General features: G+C 72.1%; 14 protein-coding genes. 11 read left to right on the top strand and 3 right to left on the bottom strand.

Going from position 1 to position 21,020, the window contains the following annotated elements; translation table 11 throughout:
• The first annotated feature begins 209 nt into the window (after nt 1–209).
• The 4 genes from ACH4EB_RS31180 to ACH4EB_RS31195 all read left to right on the top strand — a co-directional run bounded on the left by ACH4EB_RS31180 (nt 210) and on the right by ACH4EB_RS31195 (nt 5,202).
• On the top strand, nt 210–1,697 hold the full coding sequence (locus ACH4EB_RS31180; protein ID WP_398351416.1) for a UbiD family decarboxylase: 1,488 nt from the start codon (nt 210–212) through the stop codon (nt 1,695–1,697).
• A 75-nt stretch (nt 1,698–1,772) separates the two neighbouring features.
• On the top strand, nt 1,773–2,534 hold the full coding sequence (locus tag ACH4EB_RS31185) for a hypothetical protein (protein WP_398351417.1): 762 nt from the start codon (nt 1,773–1,775) through the stop codon (nt 2,532–2,534).
• A gap of 140 nt (nt 2,535–2,674) precedes the next feature.
• The gene (locus tag ACH4EB_RS31190; protein WP_398351418.1) at nt 2,675–4,075 is read left to right on the top strand and encodes a hypothetical protein; all 1,401 of its coding nucleotides are present in this window, start codon (nt 2,675–2,677) and stop codon (nt 4,073–4,075) included.
• A gap of 518 nt (nt 4,076–4,593) precedes the next feature.
• Nucleotides 4,594–5,202, top strand: coding sequence for a hypothetical protein (locus tag ACH4EB_RS31195; protein WP_398351419.1), 609 nt, complete (start codon nt 4,594–4,596; stop codon nt 5,200–5,202).
• Between the two features lie 273 nt (nt 5,203–5,475).
• Here ACH4EB_RS31195 and ACH4EB_RS31200 read toward each other — a convergent pair whose 3' ends face one another.
• Nucleotides 5,476–6,123 carry a class I SAM-dependent methyltransferase gene (locus ACH4EB_RS31200; protein WP_398351421.1) on the bottom strand — a complete coding sequence of 216 codons (648 nt, stop codon included), beginning with the start codon at nt 6,121–6,123 and terminating at the stop codon, nt 5,476–5,478.
• Between the two features lie 483 nt (nt 6,124–6,606).
• Between ACH4EB_RS31200 and ACH4EB_RS31205 the strand changes: the two genes are divergently transcribed.
• The 5 genes from ACH4EB_RS31205 (at nt 6,607) to ACH4EB_RS31225 (ending at nt 13,320) form a co-directional block, all read left to right on the top strand.
• Nucleotides 6,607–7,302, top strand: coding sequence for a dienelactone hydrolase family protein (locus ACH4EB_RS31205; RefSeq protein WP_398351422.1), 696 nt, complete (start codon nt 6,607–6,609; stop codon nt 7,300–7,302).
• Nucleotides 7,292–8,641: an erythromycin esterase family protein gene (locus tag ACH4EB_RS31210; protein ID WP_398351424.1), complete on the top strand. Its 1,350-nt coding sequence runs from the start codon at nt 7,292–7,294 to the stop codon at nt 8,639–8,641. The genes ACH4EB_RS31205 and ACH4EB_RS31210 overlap by 11 nt, the downstream gene beginning before the upstream one ends.
• Nucleotides 8,642–8,698: 57 nt before the next feature.
• Nucleotides 8,699–9,475, top strand: a complete 777-nt coding sequence (locus ACH4EB_RS31215; protein WP_398351426.1) for a phosphoribosyltransferase — start codon at nt 8,699–8,701, stop codon at nt 9,473–9,475.
• A gap of 324 nt (nt 9,476–9,799) precedes the next feature.
• Complete coding sequence (locus ACH4EB_RS31220) at nt 9,800–11,491, top strand: glycoside hydrolase family 13 protein (RefSeq protein WP_398351427.1); 1,692 nt, start codon at nt 9,800–9,802, stop codon at nt 11,489–11,491.
• A gap of 191 nt (nt 11,492–11,682) precedes the next feature.
• Nucleotides 11,683–13,320, top strand: coding sequence for a carboxylesterase/lipase family protein (locus ACH4EB_RS31225; RefSeq protein ID WP_398351429.1), 1,638 nt, complete (start codon nt 11,683–11,685; stop codon nt 13,318–13,320).
• 46 nt (nt 13,321–13,366) lie between these two features.
• Here ACH4EB_RS31225 and ACH4EB_RS31230 read toward each other — a convergent pair whose 3' ends face one another.
• Nucleotides 13,367–15,781: an excinuclease ABC subunit UvrA gene (locus ACH4EB_RS31230; RefSeq protein WP_398351430.1), complete on the bottom strand. Its 2,415-nt coding sequence runs from the start codon at nt 15,779–15,781 to the stop codon at nt 13,367–13,369.
• A 260-nt stretch (nt 15,782–16,041) separates the two neighbouring features.
• Between ACH4EB_RS31230 and ACH4EB_RS31235 the strand changes: the two genes are divergently transcribed.
• Both ACH4EB_RS31235 and ACH4EB_RS31240 read left to right on the top strand, forming a co-directional pair.
• Nucleotides 16,042–17,175: an amidase domain-containing protein gene (locus tag ACH4EB_RS31235; RefSeq protein ID WP_398351431.1), complete on the top strand. Its 1,134-nt coding sequence runs from the start codon at nt 16,042–16,044 to the stop codon at nt 17,173–17,175.
• A gap of 194 nt (nt 17,176–17,369) precedes the next feature.
• Nucleotides 17,370–18,644, top strand: a complete 1,275-nt coding sequence (locus tag ACH4EB_RS31240; protein ID WP_398351432.1) for a hypothetical protein — start codon at nt 17,370–17,372, stop codon at nt 18,642–18,644.
• 111 nt (nt 18,645–18,755) lie between these two features.
• On the opposite strand, the gene ACH4EB_RS31245 is transcribed toward ACH4EB_RS31240, so the two are convergent.
• Nucleotides 18,756–20,801, bottom strand: coding sequence for a transglycosylase domain-containing protein (locus tag ACH4EB_RS31245; protein WP_398351433.1), 2,046 nt, complete (start codon nt 20,799–20,801; stop codon nt 18,756–18,758).
• Nucleotides 20,802–21,020: the final 219 nt, after the last annotated feature.

Raw genomic sequence — 21,020 nt, forward strand, 5'->3', positions numbered from 1 at the left:
CGCGCCGCCCGGCCGAAGACGGTCGGCGGGCCGGTTCCCCGTACGGCGGTCCGGTGCCACGTGCGGTGAGCCGCACCCCGAAACTGCCGTCGAGTCGTCCAGCCGCTTTCCCTCCCACAGCCGCTTTCCCTCCCACGGGGAAGGGCATCCGTCGCGAGCGGCACCCTGCACGGGTGCGGACGCGCGGTACTTCGCTCCGGAGGTGTCCGATGAAGCATCTGCGTTCGCTGCGCGAATTCCTCACGGTCCTGGAGGATCTGGGAGACCTCCAGCCCATCGATGTGGAGGTCGACTGGAACCTGGAGATGGGCGCGGTGATCCGGCGCTCGTACGATCTGCGCGCCCCCGCCCCGCTGTTCACCTCGATCAAGGGCATCGCGCCGGGGCACCGCGTGCTGGGCGCGCCGGGCGGCCTCAGCGACCGCCCCGGCCTCACATTCTGCCGGATCGCCTGCGCGCTGGGCCTGTCCCCGTCCGCGTCCGGCCGGGAGATCGTGACGGGGCTGGCCCGCTGCCGGTCCCTCGACGGAATCCCGCCGCTGATCGTGACGCGGGAGGAGGCGCCGTGCAAGGAGAACGTCCACCTCGGCCCGGACGTCGACCTGCTGCGGCTGCCCGTACCGTTCCTGCACCAGGGCGACGGCGGACGGTATCTGCAGACCTGGGGCATGAACGTGGTGCGCACCCCGGACGGGACGTGGACCAACGCCTCGGTGAACCGCATGATGCTCGTGGACGGCCGGCGCCTGGCGTGCCTGGTGCCCCCGGTCCAGCACATCGGCATGATCAAGGCGCAGTGGGAGCGGCGGGGCGAGCCGATGCCCGTCGCCGTCGCCCTCGGCGTCGAGCCCGGCCTCCCCTACGTCGGCGGAATGCCCGCCGCCGCGGGCGTCAGCGAACTCGACCTGCTGGGCGGGTACTTCGGTGAGCCCCTGGAGACCGTGCGGTGCGAGACCGTACCGCTGGAGGTGCCGGCCACCGCCGAGATCGTCATCGAGGGACACATCTCGCACACGGAAACGGCACTGGAGGGCCCGATGTGCGAGTACCCGGGCTATCTGACCGGTGACGCCGTACCGCGACCGGTGCTGAACGTCACCGCCGTCACCCACCGCGACGACCCGATTCTGCCCGTCGTCACCGCCGGCCCACCGGTGGAGGAGAACCACACGGCCTGGGGCATCCCGCACGCGGCCGAGTGCCTGCACCTGCTCCAGGCCGAGGGGTTGCCCGCCACCCTGTGCTGGATGGTCCCCGAATCGGCCGGGCACTGGCTGGCGGTCGGAGTGGACCCCGACTGGCACCCCGAACTCGGCATGTCCGCCCGGGATCTGTGCGACGCGATCGCCGGCACGGTCTTCGGCAGCAAGACCGGCATGGCCATCCCCAAGATCCTCGTCATCGAGGACGACGTCGACCTGACGGACGTGCGCCAGCTCGTCTACGCCTTCGCCAGCCGCGCCCACCCCGGAAACGGCGCCTTTCCCTACCCGGGCCGCCTGGCCTCGTACCTGCCGGTCTTCATGGACGGCGCGGAGCGCGTCGCGTGCAGCACCACGAAGGTGGTGCACAACTGCCTCCTGGGGGACCGGTATCCGCCGGGCGAGCGTCCCGTCGTCGCCGACTTCCGCCACGGCTGGCCCCCGGAGGTACAGCGCCGCGTCCTCGACAACTGGCATGCCTATGGCTATCGCTAGGGCGCTTCGGATGGACCTTCGCGGTGTCGCGACGCCCGGTACGCACCCTGGCCGCCCGTCGACCGGGAGGTCGCTGTGACAACGGACGTACGTTCCTGTCTGGCCGGCCCGGCGGACGAAGAGGAGACCCACTCCGTCGTGGTGCCCGCCGAGGCAGAGGCGGTCTGGGAACTGCTCCACCGGGTAACGGTGCAGGACGTACCTGTCGCCAGGGCCCTGTTCGCCGTGCGCGCCCTGCCCGCGCGGCTGACGGGGCGACGTCCCCGAGCCGCCGGAGGCCGCGTCCCGCTGCTGGAACAGCTCGTCACCGCGGGCTTCACCCCGCTGGCGGGCGACCGCCCGCACACCGTGGCGCTCGGCCGGATCGGCACCTTCTGGAAACTCGTCCCGGAGTACCGGATCGTGGCCACCGGCGAGGAGTTCACCCGGTTCGATACGCCGGGGTACGCCAAGGCCGTCATGACGTTCGACCTCTTTCCGCACGCCGGCGGCACACGGGTCTCGACGACGACGATGATCCGGGCCACCGACGAGGCGGCGCGGAGGAAGTTCCGGTCGTACTGGCGGGTGATCCGCTGGGCCGGCGGGGTGATCCGTAAGGGGGTGCTCCGTGCCGTCGTGCGGCAGGCGAGGTCCCGGGCCGGTACGGCCCCGGCGCCTGGGGGTACCGGCGCGCGGGACGCCCCCGCGGTCCGTGGGACGCCGGGGCAGGCCGAACGGCTGCCGGACCCGTCGACGCGCCCACCGGCCGGAAGCACCTTCTCGCCCACCCCCACCCCCACGGTGGCGTCGCGCATGCCGCCCGACACGCCACCGGGGCCGGACCCGTGCCCCTGATCCGCTGATGTGTCCCTGAACGCCTGCGATTCCCGCAGCAAGCTCCCTATATTCACATATGGAGGGCATTCTCCCCGGGCCAGGACCACGGTCCTCCCCGTGGCGTTCGCCCCCGGTGGTGAACACGCTCAGGAGGCGCCGTGCACGGCAGTCGGCGAGCCAACCTCCGGCTGCGCGCTCTGCTCCAGCAGTCGGCGATGACGCAGGAAGCACTGGCGCGTGCGGTCAACGCCGCGGGCCGTGAGCGAGGGTTGCGGCTCTTCTACGACCGCACCAGCGTCGCGCACTGGCTACGCGGTGCCAGACCGCGCCCGCCCGTCCCCGACCTCATCGCCGACGTGCTGACCCGCCGACTGGGCCGTCCGATCACCGTCGCCACCACCGGACTGACCGCTCCGGACGACGTCCGGCAGGGCATTGCCGACGGCGTCGAGGTGGCCGAACGACTGGCCCGGCTGAGTGACTGGGACGCCGTGCCAGGATACGGCGAGGACCTGCCCGGCACGCCGCACACCACGCTCGCCGCCCCCGGCACTCGGCCGGACCACGAGGCGGGGACGCCTGCCGCACACTCCACGCGCCCATGGGGCCGACGGCAGGAGGCCGACTCGGTCCGGATGATGCTCACCTGTTTCACCACCCTGGACGCCGTCTACGGAGGCGGGCACGCGCGCACCGCCCTCGTCCAGTACCTGGCCTGCGACATCGCCAACCGGTTGAAGACCAGGGCGGGCGGACCGGCCTGGAAGGAACTGTGCGGTCTCACCATCCGGCTCACCGCACTGTGCGGGACCATGTCCTTCGACTCACAGCTCCATCACGTGGCGCGGAGTTACTACCGGACGGCTCTCGACCTGGCCGAGCAGGCGTCGGATCAGGAGGCCAAGGCCCTGGTGCTGCACCGGATAAGCGTCCACGCCCGGTTCCTGGGGCAGCGGCGCGAAGCGCTGGGCCTCGCCGAGGCCGCCCTCGAAGCGACACCTCCCGGCTGCGCGAGCACCGTACGCGCGCGGCGGACGGGACACCTCGCGGCCTGCCTGGCAGACCTTTCCGACCACCGTGGCGCCCTGTCCCGGCTCCGCCGCGCCGAGGAACTGCTCGGCGAACAGGGCCACGCCGTCGGCGAGTCTGAGGATCAGGCGGAGAACCAGGCCGTCGGGCGGGCCCATGTGCATTGGCGGAAGGCCGAAGTCCTGGGAGCGCAGGGGACCTTGCCCGAGGCCGTCACCGCCATGCGCACCGCCGTGCGGTCGCTGCCTCCCGGGCACCGCCGGGCCCGCTTGCTGGCCGGAGCGCGGCTCGGGTTCCTGCTGCTGGACGTGGGCGAGACGGCACAGGCCGCCGAGGTGATCGGCGCGTTCCTGGACGAGGCCGCCGGTGTCCGCTCCGCTCTGGTCGCCCACGCGCACGACGACCTGCGTTCCCGCTGTGCGTCGCTGCCCGACGACTGCGCGGGCGCGGCAGTGTGGCAGCGTCTGCTGGTGAGCAGGCCGTCCTGGGGCGCGGCGGACCCGGGCCGTCGCTGGTGCTGCCTGAGCTGAGCGCGCCGCCCCGGCACCTGACGAGCCGTTCCCGGCAGAGGGGCGCTCACCGCTGCCCTTTCGCTCGTGCCGCCCTTTCACTCGTTCGGATGGCGGCCGCATGAAGGGCAGTCGGCCGGGCATGCCTCACCTGCGAAGTCCCTGTCAACGCGCAGACACGGCCACGTCTACGGCAACGCCCGTACGGCAGGCGTCGTGCCGCTCGCCGGACCCCGGTCGGCCACCGTGCCGGCTCGGTGCCGCGGGGCGGCTGTGAGCCCTGTGCCGGTTCCGTAAGCAGCTCAGCAGCCCACGCCCGGCGCCCAAGCCGCCGAGGCCATCAGGCCGATCCTCGCCGCCCCACGATCAGCTCTTTCGCCGCTGGGCCGTGCCCCGAGCCCCGGCCGGAAGACCGCCGAGAAAAGCCGAGAAGCCGAGAAAAGCCGAGAAGCCGAGAAGCCGAGAAGCCGAGAAGCCGAGAAGCCGAGAAGCCGAGAAGCCGAGAAGCCGAGAGAAAGCTGAGAGAAAGAGGTATCTCCATGCGTCGTCGATTCGTCCTCGCTGCCGTCGCGGTCACGGTGGTGGGGACACTGACCGCCGCCTACGCAGCCAACGTGTCCATCGGGACCATCGCCGAAGGGTCGGTGGAGTGCGCCTTGACGGAGCAGGCGGCGAAAGCCCTCAAGGACAAGGAGGTCAGCTTTGAAGCAGTCGCGCCCGCCGCGACACTGCCCGGCGACAAGGTCCGCTGGTCCCCGATCAAAGGCCGGGTCTCCATCCGCCTCGAAGGACAGATCTCCGGCAGCGGCGGCTTCGTCCTGCGCAACCGGGACGGCAGCAGCATGGAATTCGTCGACCCCTCGGGCACCGTGCCTTCCGGCACGGTCTCGCTCACGGTCACCACCAAGACCCGGGAGGGAACCCACGAGGACGACGCCCCCAGCCAGATCCTGTCCTACGACATCCCGTCCTCCAGCATTCACGGCAAGGCCGAGCTGACAGGCAAGTTCAAGGTCAGCGTCGACGGCGCCGATCTCCACCTCACGTCCTCCGCCGCTCAGCGGATCAACGACACTTTCGGCACCGACCTCACGTCGGACAAGCCCTTCTGGAGGTGCGAACTTGAGGCCAGCGGGCGCCTCGGGTGACCTGGGGCTGCCGATCGGGATCGACGGGTCCGGCGATGACGGTCTCCGGGTGATCTTTGTCGGTGCTGCCGTTGACGTAACTGGCCGCGCCGGGGGTGAGGAAGGTCACCGCGTAGGCGAACTCCCAGGCGTCGGCCAGGGTTTGCGGCGTTACGGATCTGTCGGCGGCTTCGGTTCCGGCATCGCCGCCCGGCGTCGTTGAACGCGACGCACGTCGCGCCGAGGACGTAGCCGACGGGAGGCGGGGGGGAGCCTTCCGGCCCTCGGGCCCGGTCACTGCCCCGCCGTACGCTCGGAGTTACGGAATACCAGGAGGTATCTCCAGAAGAGGAGGCGCCGCATCCGGCTCCGTGGCAGGTGGGCGGCGGCGGATTCCCGGATCTCCGTGAAGGACATGGATGGAGATGCGACGGGGGCAGGGGGATGTTGGTTGTTCGTGCTTGAGGGGGCCCCGGAGAACTTTTCCCGGAGGAACACCACGGTGCGGCAGATGGCGTTCACCGGAGCGGCCAGGAGGCTCATGGCGTGGTCCCGGAGAGCGGAATCCCGGTAGCAGCCGAGAATCACCAGGACGCCGTTCGCGCTCAGCGCGGTACGCAGCTTCTTCACCGTGTCGAACGGGACGTGGTGAATGCTGGCCACACACGCGATGTAGTCGTAGGTGTCGGGCCGCAGGGCCAGGTCGGTGATATCGGCCTGTTGGAAGTGGAGGCGCCCGGGGGGCCCGATCGCAGAAGTCTGTTTCTGTGCGCCGGCGATGACGGCGCCATCCGCGTCCACGGCGTCCACGTCGATTCCGCGGAGTGCCAGTTTCCGGGCCAACGTTCCGGTACCGCAGCCCACATCGAGGGCTCTTCGGCAGGGTGTGGGTAGCTCGCGGAGCAAGAGATCAAGATAGTGATCGTTGTGGATGAACGGCACGGCGCCATCTTGGCACGGGCTCATCCGCCTTCGTGCGCATGGTCAACAGATACCGGCCGGAGCCCACGGTGTCCAGGTAATCGAGTGGCTGCTGGAACGAGTGCGGGACGCTCTTGTACGACGCCGGGTGGAACACGAGACGCACCTCCGCGAGATCCCTTTCCTCCAGCGCCAGGTCGGGATTCCCTCTCCGACGCCAGGTCGGGTTTCTCCGGGAATCTCCCGGTGCCTTCCCGCAGGATCATCGGCGGTACCCGCAGGTCGTCCAGAACCGCGACCTCCTCGCCGGACGCCGCCGGCGCACGGGCGCGGTGGCGACCGACTCCGACACACTGACCCAGGCGATACATCCGGCCACGGCCCGGCACGCGTACGGTGAGGGCCGGAAATGCCGTGCCCCGGGCGGCCGCGGTGCGGTGTGGCGGGAGGGGCGCCGCGGCGGCGCGGGCGCTCGGCCGAACGACGGAACGAGGCGAGGACGCAGTGACAACGCACGAAACGGTGTCCGCACCCGGTGGGGTGGTGCTCGACGGCGACCTGGAACTGCCGGACTCGCCGCGCGCCGTGGTGCTCTTCGCCCACGGCAGTGGCAGCTCGCGGCGCAGCCCGCGCAACCGCGCGGTCGCCCTCGCCCTGCGCCGCTCCGGCCTCGCCGCCCTGCTGCCGGATCTGCTGACCACGCAGGAGGCGGAGGAGGACGCCGTCTCCGAGCGGCACCGGTTCGACATCCCGCTCCTGGCCGAACGGCTGGTCGCGGCGGTCGACTGGCTGTGTGAGCACCCGGCCACCCGGGACCTGCCGCTGCACCTGTTCGGTGCGAGTACGGGGGCGGCGGCCGCCCTGGTGGCGGCCGAACGGCGGCCCGCCCGGATCCGGTCCGTGGTGTGCCGGGGCGGCCGGCCCGATCTGGCGGGGGAGGCGCTGGAGCACGTACGGGCGCCCGTGCTGCTGCTGGTCGGGGAGCTGGACACCGAGGTACTGCGGCTCAACCGCGAGGCCGCCGCCGGGATCCACGCGCCGTGCGAGGTGGAAGTGGTGCTCGGGGCGACCCATCTGTTCGAGGAGCCCGGCACCCTGGAGCGGGTGACCGAAGCGGCAAGGGAGTGGTTCCTGCACCCGCCGGCGCTCTCCGGTGAAGCTTCCCGGCCGCCCGGCGCCAGGGGCGGCGATGGCCGCTGAGCCGCTCGACTCCGACCTGACGCGCATCCTCGACACCGCCCTGCCGCTGACCGGCCCCGCCACGCTGGACCCGCTGATGGAACGGATCGGCGACGCCCGCTACGTCCTCCTGGGAGAGGCGTCGCACGGCACCGCCGACTACTACCGGTGGCGGGCACAGCTCACTCAGCGGCTCATCACGGAGAAAGGGTTCTCCTTCGTCGGTGTCGAGGGCGACTGGCCCGACTGCCTCGACCTGCACTGCTCCGTCACCGCCGCGCCCGGCGCTCCCGAGGACCCGCGACAGGCGCTGGAACGCTTCAGCCGCTGGCCACGGTGGATGTGGGCCAACACCGACGTGGCGCGCTTCGCCCGATGGCTGCGGGCGCACAACACCGGCCTGCCGCCCCGGGAGCGCGTCGGTTTCCACGGCCTGGACGTCTACAGCATGTGGGAGTCGCTGGAGGCAGTGCTGGCCTACCTGGGCGAGCACCACCCGGACCAGGTGGGGCGGGCGGAGGAGGCGTACCGGTGTCTCGAACCGTACGGCCAGGACCCACGGACCTACGCCCTGGCCACCCGGATGCTGCCCTCCGGGTGCGAACCCGAGGTGGTCCGGCTCCTGACGGCCCTGCGCGAACGGGCCCGGCGGCCGGAGGACACGCCGTCCGTGGCGGACCTCGCCGCACTGCAGAACGCCGAGACCCTCGCCGGAGCGGAGCGCTACTACCGGGCGCTGGTCCGCGGCGGGCCCGAGCCGTGGAACATCCGCGACCATCACATGGCCGACACCCTGGACCGCCTGACGGCGCATCACGGGCCGGGTGCCAAAGCAGTGGTGTGGGCCCACAACACGCACGTCGGCGACGCGCGGGCCACCGCCATGGCCCCGGCCGGAATGGTCAGCGTCGGCCAGGTGGTACGGGAACGGCACGCCGCGGACGGTGTCGTGCTCGTCGGCTTCGGCTCGTACCGGGGGACGGTCGTGGCGGGCGGCCGCTGGGGAGCGCCGGCCCGGACGCTGCGCGTCCCCGAGGCCCGCCCGGGCAGCGTGGAGGAACTGCTCCACCAGGCTCTGCCCGAGGAGCGGGCGCTGTTCGTCTTCCCGCCGCGGGACACCGGCGGCGGCCTGCACCCGGAGGCGCCGGCGCCGGCCGGCTGGGCCGGTGTGCGACGCGACCACCGGGCCATCGGAGTCGTCTACCGGCCCGAGCGTGACGCGTACGCCAACTACGTCCCCACCACGCTCGCCCAGCGCTACGACGCCTTTCTGTACCTGGACCGCACCCACGCCCTGACCCCGCTGCACCCCGAACCATCCGCCGAAGGGGAGGAGGAGACCTGGCCCACGGGCCAGTGACCCGCCTCCTCCCGCACGCCCCCGAGGGCCCCCGACGACCGAGGGCAAGGAGCACCCATGGCACCCACGCGTTTCACCGACCGCCGGCACGCGGGCCGGGCCCTCGCCCAGTGGCTGCGCGCACCGGACGACGACGCGGCCGGTTCGTCCGACCGTACGGCTGATGGGACCGACCGTCCGGCTGGTTACGGGGCCGTGGCCGGGGCGCCCGATGACACGGCCGCCACGGCCGACGCCGCGACCTGGCCGTACGGCGCGGCCGACCCGCTCGTACTCGCCCTGCCGCGCGGCGGTGTCCCCGTGGCAGCCGAGGTCGCCCAGGAGTTCCGGGCGCCCCTCGACGTGCTGGTCGTCCGCAAGATCGGCGTACCCGGCTCGCCCGAGACGGGGATCGGCGCCATCGTCGACGAGGAACAGCCCGTCTTCGACCACCGGGCCCTGCGGTTCCTGGGCCTGGCCGAGGACCGGCTCGCCCCCTCCGTGGCACGCGAACGCGCCGAGCTGCACCGCCGGGAGGACCTCTACCGGGCGGGCCGCCCCGAGCCCCGTGTCACCGGGCGGACCGTACTCCTCGTCGACGACGGCCTCGCCACCGGCCTGACCGCCCTCGCGGCCCTGCGCCACCTGCGCCGCCGACGGCCCGCGCACCTGGCGCTCGCCGCCCCGGTCGGCTCCCGCACCGCCGTCGCGGAACTGTCCGAGGAGGCCGACCGGGTGTTCGTCCTGCGCCGGCCGGACCACTTCCGGGCGGTCGGCGAATGGTACGACGACTTCGACCAGGTCGGTGACGACGAGGTGATCGCCGTGCTGCGCGCCGCGTCCTCCACGGCGTGACGAGGCGCGACACGCGGCCGAAAGCGACCAGTGGATGTGTGCGTCGTCGGCGTGACGATCCCGGTGGTTCCGCATGGCCGCGGTGGGTACCACCTGGAGCGGGCCCTGTCCTGCGTCCCGGACACCGAGGTCGCCGCGCCGGATGCCGGTCCACGGCTCGCTCGGCGGCCTCGCGCGCGAGGCCGCCTGCCGGCCATCGGCTCGACCGGCGGTGAAGACGGGATGTCAGCAACAGTGGCGATGCCGCGGCGCGGCGGCCCTGGTTCCGGTCTGCGATGCGAGCAGGGGCCCTGACCTCCGTATCGCACACCGAAAGGCAGCCACGTGACCGCACAGCACCCCGCCGCAGCCACTGCAACGGCCGGCCGCGGCACCCGCGACTGGTGGCGGCAGGCCGTCGTCTACCAGATCTATCCGCGCAGCTTCGCCGACTCCGACGGTGACGGCGTCGGCGACCTGCCCGGCGTGACCTCCCGGCTCGGCCACCTCGCCGGCCTGGGCGTGGACGCCGTCTGGCTCAGCCCCTTCTATCCCTCCCAACTCGCCGACGGCGGATACGACGTGGCCGACCACCGCGCCGTCGACCCGCGCCTGGGCACCCTCGACGACTTCGACGCGATGGTCGGCGAAGCCCATCGGCTGGGCCTGAAGGTGATGGTCGACATCGTGCCCAACCACTCCTCGGACCAGCACGTCTGGTTCCAGGAGGCGCTGCGCTCCGCGCCCGGGTCCGCCGCGCGGGAACGGTACGTCTTCCGCGAGGGCAAGGGCGGGCACGGCGAACTGCCGCCCACCGACTGGGTCTCCTGCTTCGGCGGCCCCGCCTGGTCCCGGCTGCCCGACGGCTGGTGGTACCTCCACCTCTTCGCCCCGGAGCAGCCCGACTTCAACTGGGACCACCCCGAGGTGCGGGCCGACTTCCGTACCACACTGCGCTTCTGGGCCGACCGCGGGGTGGACGGCTTCCGCGTCGACGTGGCACACGGCCTGGCCAAGGACCTGGCCGCGCCGCTCCGCGACATCGGCGGAGTCGAGGCGTACGAACCGGACGACCTGCCCGAGGACGGCAGCCACCCCTTCTGGGACCGCGACGAGGTGCACGAGATCTTCCGCGACTGGCGCAAGGTCTTCAACGCCTACGACCCGCCGCGGGTCGCGGTCGCCGAGGCGTGGGTACGCAACTCCCGCCGTACCGCCTACGCCACGGCCCAGGAACTCGGCCAGGCCTTCAACTTCGACTTCCTCACGGCGGCCCTGCACGCCGAGGAACTGCGCGCCGCCATCGACACCGCGCTCGCCGACGCCCGTGCCGCCGGGGCCACCGCGACCTGGGTGCTCTCCAACCACGACGTGATCCGGCACGCCTCCCGGCACGGCCTGCCGGACGGCTGCGACGAGGAGGCGTGGCTGCTGTCCGACGGCCTGCGGCCCGCTTTCGACCGGGAGTACGGGCTGCGCCGGGCGCTCGCCGCGACGCTGCTGATGCTGGCGCTGCCCGGCTCCTGCTACGTCTACCAGGGCGAGGAACTGGGCCTGCCCGAGGTCGCCGACCTCGACCGCGCCGACCTGCGGGACCCGGTGTGGACCCGCAGCCAGGGCCGGTCGAAGGGCCGGGACGGCTGCCGGGTGCCGCTGCCCTGGCGGCGCGGCGGCACCTCGTACGGCTTCGGCAGCGGCGGCTCCTGGCTGCCGCAGCCGCCATACTGGGGCGAACTGTCCGTCGAGGCGCAGGAAGGGGATCCCGCCGCACCCCTGGAGCTGTACCGCGCCGCACTGCGGCTGCGCCGCGAACTGCTCGCCGACGAGACCCTGGAGTGGGCCGACGGCCCCGACGCGGCCGCCGACGGGCTGCTGCACTTCCGCCGCTCGGGCGGCTGGCACTGCCTGACGAACCTGTCGGACACGCCGCGGCCACTGCCCGGCGGCACACTGCTGCTGTCCTCCGCGCCCGTCACGGGCGACCGGCTGCCCCCGTGGACGACGGCCTGGATCCGTACGGCGACGGCCTCGGCCTGACCCGCACGGTGAGCGGTCGCTGATCAGGCGTTGACCGGGGGCCGCCGGCAGGAACAGGCAGAAGACGTCGCCGCCCCTCGGAAGAGTGACTCCGCCTCCTCGTGCCGTGGACCGCGCGTGTCCGTCGGATCGCCGTCGCCGTTCCTCTCACGACCGGTGCGGCCCGCACCACATCCGAGAGGAGACCGCTCATGAGGAGTCGCGGAGAGCCCAGGAGGAAGGCCGGAGCCGCGGCGGTCGTGGCGCTGCTGTGCGCGGGGGCCGCGGCCCCGGCCGCGCCTGACGCCGCGCGGCCGGGGCACGGCGCCGGGCCGGACACCGTCACCGTACGGATCGACACCGGCCAGGTGCGGGGCGTCCGGACCGCCCGGCACCGGATCTTCCAGGGCGTCCCGTACGCCGGGCCGCCCAAGGGCGCGTACCGCTGGGCGCCACCCCGCCCGGCGGCGCGGTGGCACGGGGTCCGGGACGCGACCCGGCCGGGGCCGCTGTGCCCACAGGTCCCCTCCCCGTACGCGCGGGTGTCCAGCGAGGAGGAGGACTGCCTCGTCCTCAACGTCACCGCGCCCGCCCAGGTCCGGCGCCCCGCTCCCGTACTGGTGTGGATCCACGGGGACGGCTCGGTCGGCGGCGGCAGCTTCTTCGACGCGCGCCGGCTCGCGGACCGCGGCCTCGTCGTCGTCACCGTCAACTACCGGCTGGGGGTGTTCGGCGGCTTCGCCCACCCGGGCCTGAAGGGTTCGGGGACCTTCGCCCTCCAGGACCAGCAGGCCGCGCTGCGCTGGGTACGGCGCAACGCGGGCGCCTTCGGCGGTGACGCGGGGAACGTGACGGTGGCGGGCTCCTCGTACGGTGCCTCGGCCATCACCGGCCACCTCACCTCGCCGGGGGCACGGGGGCTGTTCCACCGGGCCGCCCTGTCGAGCGGCGAGGGCATGATGGACATGCCGGCCGGGGTCATGGGGCCCGGTGTGCCCGGCTACCCGTGGTTCGTCTGGCGCTCGGCCCGGGAGATGGCGGACATCAGCGCGGAGATGACCTCCTCGCTGGGCTGCGCGGCGCCCGACCCCGCACGGACCCTGCGCTGCCTGCGGGCCCTGCCGGTCAAGAAGATCCTCAAGGTTCCGTACATCATGAACGCCTTCCAGGTGTTCGGTTACGGCAACGAGACGCTGCCGGACCTCCCGCCGAGGGCCCTGCGGGCGGGCCGCTTCCACCGCGTACCGGTGCTCTCCGGGGCGACCCGCGACGAACACCGGACGTTCGTGGGAATGCTGTACGACGCCGTGCACAAGCCGTTCACGCAGGAGGACTACGGCCGGGCCCTCACGACCGCGTTCGGCGGCCACGCGGAGCGGGTGCGCGCGAAGTACCCGCTGTCGCAATTCCCTTCCCCGGCCATCGCGTGGTCGGCGGTCGTCACCGACCGGATGTGGGCCCGGGGGACGCACGCGCAGCACACGGCGCTGGCGCGGCGGGTCCCGACCTACGCGTACGAGTTCGCCGACCGTGACGCTCCCATGTACCTCCCCCTGCCGGGCCGTTTCGACTTCGGCGCCTACCACGCGGGCGACACGCCGTACCTGTTCGAGGACGCGGCGGCGCAATCGCGCTTCACGGCGGCGCAGCGGTGGCTTTCGGGCGCCATGACGGACCACTGGGCCGCTTTCGCCCGGACCGGCACGCCCAACGGGCCCCGGCTGCCGGCCTGGCGCCCGTACCGGAACGCCGACGCGCGGCCGTACACCCAGTCCTTGGCGCCGGACCGGATCGCTCCGGTCGATTACGCCGCGGAACACGCGCTGGAGTTCTGGCGCCGGCTGCCGTGAGCGGCTCCGGCGGGGCGGGTGGCCCGCCCCGCCGGCCGCTCCCGGGTCAGGCGCCGACGTAGGCCGCCAGGTGCTCGCCGGTGAGGGTGGAGCGGGCGGCGACGAGATCCGCGGGCGTGCCCTCGAAGACGACCCGGCCGCCGTCGTGGCCCGCGCCGGGGCCGAGGTCGATGATCCAGTCGGCGTGTGCCATCACCGCCTGGTGGTGCTCGACGACGATCACCGACCTGCCGGAGTCGACGAGCCGGTCGAGCAGGCCGAGCAACTGCTCGACGTCGGCGAGGTGGAGGCCGGTGGTCGGCTCGTCGAGGACGTAGATCCCGCCCTCGCCGGCCGTGGGGCCACCGGCCGAAGGCGGGGGGAGCGTGGCGAGCTTGAGGCGCTGCCGCTCGCCACCGGACAGCGTGGTCAGCGGCCGGCCGATGCCGAGGTAGCCGAGCCCGACGTCGGCGAGCCGGCTCAGGATGCGGTGGGCCGCCGGAGTACGTGCCGCGCCGGCGCCGAAGAACTCCGCGGCCTCGGTCACCGGCATCGCGAGCACCTCGCTGATGTCGCGGCCCCCGAGGCGGTACGCGAGCACCGACGGCTGGAACCGCTTGCCCTCGCACTCCTCGCAGGTGGCGGTGGTGCGGGCCATCATCGCCAGGTCGGTGTGGACGACCCCGGCACCGTTGCAGTGCGGGCAGGCGCCCTCCGAGTTGGCGCTGAACAGCGCCGGCTTCACGCCGTTGGCCTTGGCGAACGCCTTGCGGATCGGGTCGAGCAGCCCGGTGTACGTCGCCGGGTTGCTCCGCCGCGAGCCGCGGATCGGCGTCTGATCGACCGACACCACACCCGCGCCGGCCGGGAGCGAGCCGTGCACGAGGGAACTCTTGCCGGAGCCCGCCACGCCGGTGACCACGCAGAGCACCCCGAGCGGGAGGTCCACGTCGACGTCGCGCAGATTGTGCTTCGAGGCGCCGCGGATCTCCAGCGCGCCGGTGGGCCTGCGCACGGTCTCCTTGAGGGCGGCCCGGTCGTCGAAGTGGCGGCCGGTGACGGTGCCCGAGGCCCGCAGCCCCTCGACGGTGCCCTCGAAGCAGACCGCGCCGCCCGCCGTGCCGGCGCCGGGGCCCAGGTCGACGACGTGATCGGCGATCGCGATCGTCTCCGGTTCGTGCTCCACGACGAGCACCGTGTTGCCCTTGTCGCGCAGCCGCAGGAGGAGGGTGTTCATCCGCCGGATGTCGTGCGGGTGCAGGCCGGTGGTGGGCTCGTCGAAGACGTAGGTGGTGTCGGTGAGCGAGGAGCCGAGGTGGCGGATCATCTTGACGCGCTGGGCCTCGCCGCCGGACAGCGTGCCCGACGGCCGGTCGAGCGCGAGGTAGCCGAGCCCGATCTCCACGAACGAGTCGAGGGTGCGCCGCAGTGCGGTGAGCAGCGGAGCCACCGAGGGCTCGTCGATGCCGCGGACCCAGGCGGCCAGGTCGCTGATCTGCATCGCGCACGCGTCGGCGATGCCCACTCCGTCGATCTTCGACGACCTGGCCCCTTCGGTGAGCCGGGTGCCGTCGCACTCGGGGCAGGTGGTGAAGGTGACCGCACGCTCCACGAACTCCCGGATGTGCGGTTGCATCGCCTCCTTGTCCTTGGACAGGAACGACTTCTGGATCTTGGGAATCAGCCCCTCGTAGGTGAGGTTGACGCCCTCGACCTCGACCTTGGTCGGCTCCCGGTGGAGGAAGTCCCGCAGCTCCTGCTCCGTGAACTCGCGGATCGGCTTGTGCGGGTCCAGGAAGCCCGACTCGGCGTAGACCCGTACGGTCCAGAAGCTGTCCGACTTCCAGCCGGGGATGGTGAACGCGCCCTCGGCGAGCGACTTGGAGTCGTCGTAGAGCTGGGTGAGGTCGATGTCGGAGACCGTGCCCCGGCCCTCGCAGCGCGGACACATGCCGCCGGTACGGCTGAAGGTGGCCTTCACCGCCTTCCTGCCGCCGCGCTCGACGGTGATCGCGCCGCTCGCCCGGACCGAGGGGACGTTGAAGGCGAACGCGCCGGGCGGACCGAGGTGCGGCCGGCCGAGCCGGCTGAAGAGGATGCGCAGTATGGCGTTGGCGTCGGTGACGGTGCCGACCGTGGAGCGCGGGTCGGCGCCCAGCCGCTGCTGGTCGACGATGATCGCGGTGGTCAGCCCTTCCAGGACGTCGACCTCGGGCCGCGACTGCGTGGGCATGAAGCCCTGGACGAAGGCGCTGTACGTCTCATTGATCATCCGCTGTGACTCGGCGGCGATCGTGTGGAACACCAGCGAGCTCTTGCCCGAGCCGGAGACCCCGGTGAACACCGTCAGACGGCGCTTCGGGATCTCGATGCTGACGTCCTTGAGGTTGTGCTCCCGCGCGCCGTGCACGCGGATCAAGTCGTGGCGGTCGGCCACGTGCGGCGCAGGCGACTGCGGGACCGGTCGTCCGGTCTTGCTCATCTGGGTCTCCTTCGTCGGGCGGGGCCGCCTGCGCGTTCGGTCGGGTGGACAGCGGCCGACGCCGTGACCGCACCGACGGAGAAGAAACGGCGAGCCGTTCGAAGCCGGGCGGATCGAGCCGGGCGACGCCGACGGCCGCGCGCGAGACACCGGGCGGCCGGCGATGTCGCTTCGCTCGTGGTCAGTGATCCATTGTTGGGCATTTTGTGTAAGGATTCCCTGCCCGGCCCGGGTGGGTCGGGGTGACAAGGGGAAAATTCGTGAAATCAACGATCCTCAGATCTGCCGTCGGCACGGTGCTCGCCGCGGCCGCGGCGGCCGTGTGCCTGCCCGCCTCGACCGCCGCCGCGGCGCCGCGGACCACCGGCGTGGACCAGGCGACGACGCAGACCTTCAGCCGTACCGCCGACGCCGTGCTGACGCAGCGGACGGCGGCGCTGCTCGACAACCGCTCGGGCCGAATAGCCCCGCTGCCCCGGAAACAGGTGCGCCTGTCGGCCCGCCTGGCGCGGGCCGAGGACACCGGGCTGTCCTCGCTGCGGGCCCGCAAACAGCGGCTCGCCGCCCTGGGGGAGGCGTACACTGCCGCCGACACCCACGTCACGGTGGACAGCGCCCGGCTCACCGGCCGGCACGCCACGGTGCAGGTCACCGAGAGCACCACCCTCACGTACAAGAAGATCCGCGGTGACGAGCCGGCCACGACCGGTTTCAAGGCCCGCCACGAGATGGACTTCGCCGCTGCCCCGGGCGGCACGTGGGAGCTGACGGGCATCCGGTCCAAGGACGACGGGCCCGGCGCGATCAACGCGCCCACGCTGCGCACCGCGGCGGTCGCGGACGACGGGAACACCACGCCCAGCGCGCCTCCCGCCGGCACGTCCCGGCCCGCGCGTCCGTCGCCCCGCAAGCAGCTCACCGGCGGTTACGACTACGCCGCCATGGCCGCGTACTCGGAGAAGTACTGGCGGAACTACAACCCGCAGTACCGCAAGTTCAACGCGGCCGGCGGCGACTGCACGAACTTCCTGAGCCAGGCGCTGAAGGCGGGCGGCTGGAAGACGGAGGGCGGCTCGGCCTCGGACTACCGCACCTGGTGGTACGACGCCGCCTACCAGTCGGACAGTTGGGTGGGGGCCAACGAATGGTCCTGGTACGCGCTGAACTCGAAGCGTGTGACCAGCCTGTCGAACGTCTACCAGATGGACGTCGGTGACGTCATGCAGATGGACTTCGACGGTGACGGGTCCAAGGACCACTCCATGATGACCACATACCGCAGCAGCTACGGCGTGCCGTACCTGACGTACCACTCGACCAACACCTACCGGAAGTCGGTGGCGAGCATCATCGCGTCCTACCCGGACTCGGTCTACTACGCCTACCGCACCTGACGGCCGGGCCGGGCGGAGCACACCGCGCCGCCCGGCTGCCGTTCCCGACGGCACCGCCGGTACGGCGGTCAGGCGGGCCCGGCCGGACGACGGCCCGCGGTGTGACGCAATCCGGGGTCCGGGGCCGATGAGCGGCATGACACCTCTGTGATACTTGGGTCAGAACACGTGTTTTGGTGCCAGGGGGTAGGGAAATGTCGAAGAGGAGCGTGCTCGGCGCGCCGGCTCTGGTCACCGTGGCGGCTCTCGCCCTCGGCCTGACGGCCTGCGGTGCCGACGACCAGGGCGAGGACAAGAAGGCGGCGGCGCCCTCGCGGGACGCCGCGCAGCCGAGGCCGGCCCCGCCGGGGGACGGTGCGGGCAAGGGCGGGGCGACACCGAAGCCCGAGGAGAAGTGGGACGGCAAGGTCAAGGTCCTCGGGGACGGTTCGACGTCCTACACCGGACCCCAGCCCCAGCAGCCCAAGCCCGCGAAGCTCAAGCCCGGCGAGAAACCGCCGCAGTTCGTGGTGTTCTCCTGGGACGGCGCGCTGGAGGGCGACGACCACCTCTTCTCGCATTTCCGGGAAGTCGCCAAGCAGCACAACGCCAAGATGACGTACTTCCTCACCGGCACCTATCTGCTGCCGAAAGCGAAGGCGACGCTGTACAAGCCGCCGCAGCACAAGCCGGGTGCCTCGGCCATCTCGTACGCGACCGACGAACACATCAAGGACACCCTGCGGCAGGTCCGGGGCGCCTGGCTGGAGGGCAACGAGATCGGCACCCACTTCAACGGCCACTTCTGCGGGGCCAAGGGGGGCGGTGACTGGAGCGTCGCGGAGTGGCGGAGCGAGATACAGCAGGCGTACTCCTTCGTCCAGAACTGGAAGACGAACACCGGGTACACGAGCCTGCCCCCGCTGCCCTTCGACTACAAGAAGGAGCTGGTGGGAGGGCGTGCGCCGTGCCTGGAGGGGCAGGAGAACCTGCTCACCGCGGCCAAGGATTTCAAGTGGCGCTACGACGCCAGCTCGCCCGGCGACTTCCAGATATGGCCGTCGAAGAAGAACGGCATATGGAACTTCCCGTTGCAGCTTCTGCCGTATCCCCGGAGCGAGAAGCAGGTCCTGTCCATGGACTTCAACTTCCTCTACAACCAGTCCGGTGACAACACCAAGGGCGACCCGGCGAAGTACGCGCAGTGGCGGAAGCTGACCCGGGACGGCTATCTCAACGGATTCAACCGCGTCTACCACGGGAGCCGGGCGCCGCTGTTCATCGGCAACCACTTCGAGGACTGGAACGGCGGCATTTACATGAAGGCCATCGAGGACGTCGTGAAGTCGGTGTGCACCCGGAAGGAAGTACGCTGCGTCACCTTCAAGCAGGTGGCCGACTGGCTGGACGCGCAGGACCCCGCGGTCCTGGAGCGGATGCGCGGGCTGGACCCGGCGCAGATCACGGACTGGGCGTCGGTGGTCAAGTAGCCCCGGCCCGCACGGCCGCCCGCACGGCGGCGGTCGGAGCGCGGAGCCGCGAAAGCCCCGGCCCGCACCCCTGAGCCAGGGGTGCGGGCCGGGGCTTTCGCGCCGCGGGCCCTACCGGGCGGTCATGTACCGCGTCCAGATGTCGATCGGGTACGGGCTGCCGACCGCTCCCTTCGGCCGGCCGCCGACGCCGTCCAGCGGCATCAGCTCCTGGCTCCGGGGGTCGATGCGGGCGAGTGAGACGGCGGTCGACAGGGTGCCGCGGTAACCGACGAACCAGGCGGACTTGTTGTCCTGCTCGGTGCCCGTCTTGCCGGCCGCGTCCGGGCCGGCCGCCTTCGCCGCGGTGGCCGAGCCCCGGTGGACGGCCTCCCGCAGGGCGTCGTCCACGGCGCCCGCCACGGCCGGGGGCAGCACCTGCTCGGCGGTCGGCTTCTCGACCGGCACGTCGCCGCCGTTGCGCGTGAGCCTGCCGACCGAGTACGGCTCACTGTGCTTGCCCCGGCCCGCGAACGTGGCGTACGCGTCGGCCATCCGGATCGCGCTGGGCGTGGCGGTGCCCAGGGCGAAGGACGGCAGCTTCTCGCCGAGGCTGCTCTCCAGCAGCCCGGTCTGCACCCCCACCTTGCCCACCCGCTCCAGGCCCACGTCCATGCCGAGCTGCATGATCGAGGTGTTGACGGACTGCGCGACCGCGCTCTTCAGCGGAATCTTCCCCCAGGACCGGCCGCCGTCGTTCTCCGCCTTGGCGATCTTCCCCGCGCGGTCCCAGTACGGGCCTTCCGGCGTCCGTAGCGTGATCTTGTTGTTGCCGTCGTAGACCGTGGCCGCCGTGACCGGGGTGCGGGGCTTGCCGCGCTCCCGCTCGACACCGTCGCGCAGCGCCGCCGCGTAGACGAACGGGGTGAAGGCGCTGCCCGCCGGCACCACCGAGGAATTGGCGTCGTTGAAGCCCTGCTTCAGGTAGTCGGGGCCGCCGTACAGGGCCACGATCCGCCCGTCCGTGGTCACCGAGGCCGCGCCGACGCGCACATGGCGGTCGGCCGCGCGGCTGCCCGGGTCGAGTTTGGCCCGTACGGACTCCACGGCCTTGGTCAGCGCCGTCATCCGGGGCTTTTCGAAGGTGGTGTGGATCTGGTAGCCGCCGAGGGCGAAGTCCTTCTCGGAGATGCCGGTGTGCGCGCCGACATAGGCCCGGGCGGTCTCCACGAGGTAGCCGTTCTGGCCGGTCAGTCCGGCGGGCCTGGGCGGGGCCTGCGGTTCGGGGAAGCGGGTGTAGCGGCCCCGCTCCTCCGGGGAGAGCTTGCCGATGGCCACCATCCGGTCCAGCACCCAGTTCCACCGCTCCACCGCGCGCTTGCGGGGCTCGGCGCCGAGCGCCGGGTCGTACAGCGCGGCGCCCTTGAGGAGGCAGGCGAGAAACGCGCCCTCGCTGGCGTTGAGCTGGGCGGCGTCCTTGCCGTAGTAGGCGTGCGCGGCGCGCTGGATGCCGTAGCTGCCACGCCCGAACCAGCTCGTGTTCAGATAGCGCTCAAGGATCTCGTCCTTGGTCATCTTGTTGTCGAGCTTGATCGCGATGAACATCTCGGTGAGCTTGCGGGTGAAGGTCTGGTCCTGGTTGAGGTAGGCGTTCTTCACGTACTGCTGGGTGATGGTGGAGCCGCCCTGGGTGTCGCCGCCGGTGACCATCCTGGTGGCGGCCCGGATGATGCCGCTGGGCGAGATGCCGCTGTCGGAGTAGAACGTCTCGTTCTCGGCGGCGAGCGCGGCCCAGCGGACGGGCTCGGGGACGGTGTCGAGCGGGGTGTCCTGCCGGTTGATGTCGCCGGTACGGGCCATCTCGGTGCCGTCGGCCCAGTAGTAGACGTTGTCCTGCTGGGTGGCGAAGGCGTTGAGGTCGGCGGGTATCTCGGTACGCGCGTACATGATCGCCACGAGGCAGGCCAGTACGCCGAAGCAGGAGCCGGCCAGCCCCAGCGTCTGGCGCCAGGACGGCACCCAGCGCCGGAAGCCCGAGCGCCCCGGGCGCGGGTAGGCCGGGCGGCGGAGCCGGAGTCTGCGGCGGTTCGCGGCCCACCACCGGACGAGGACGGACCAACGGTCGCCCGCGGTGGCGGCGGTGGTCCGGGCGTGTGCCCCTTTTCGACGTTCGATCACTGCTCGACCCTATGGGATGACTCCCCGTATGAATGTTCTGCCTTGCCACGGAAACGTTACGTTTCCGAGGCGCGGGGCTGGCGGGGCGGCGGACGGGGCGGCCGGCCCGCCGCCGACGGGCCGGCCGGCCGCGGCACGGACCGCCGGAGACCGGGGCGCGCCGCCCCGGCCGGTCGTCGTGCGCACGGGGGACGGCCGGGGTGGCCGCGCGGTCTCCGG

It is taken from the genome of Streptomyces sp. NPDC018045 (genome assembly GCF_044327445.1).
Classification (GTDB): domain Bacteria; phylum Actinomycetota; class Actinomycetes; order Streptomycetales; family Streptomycetaceae; genus Streptomyces.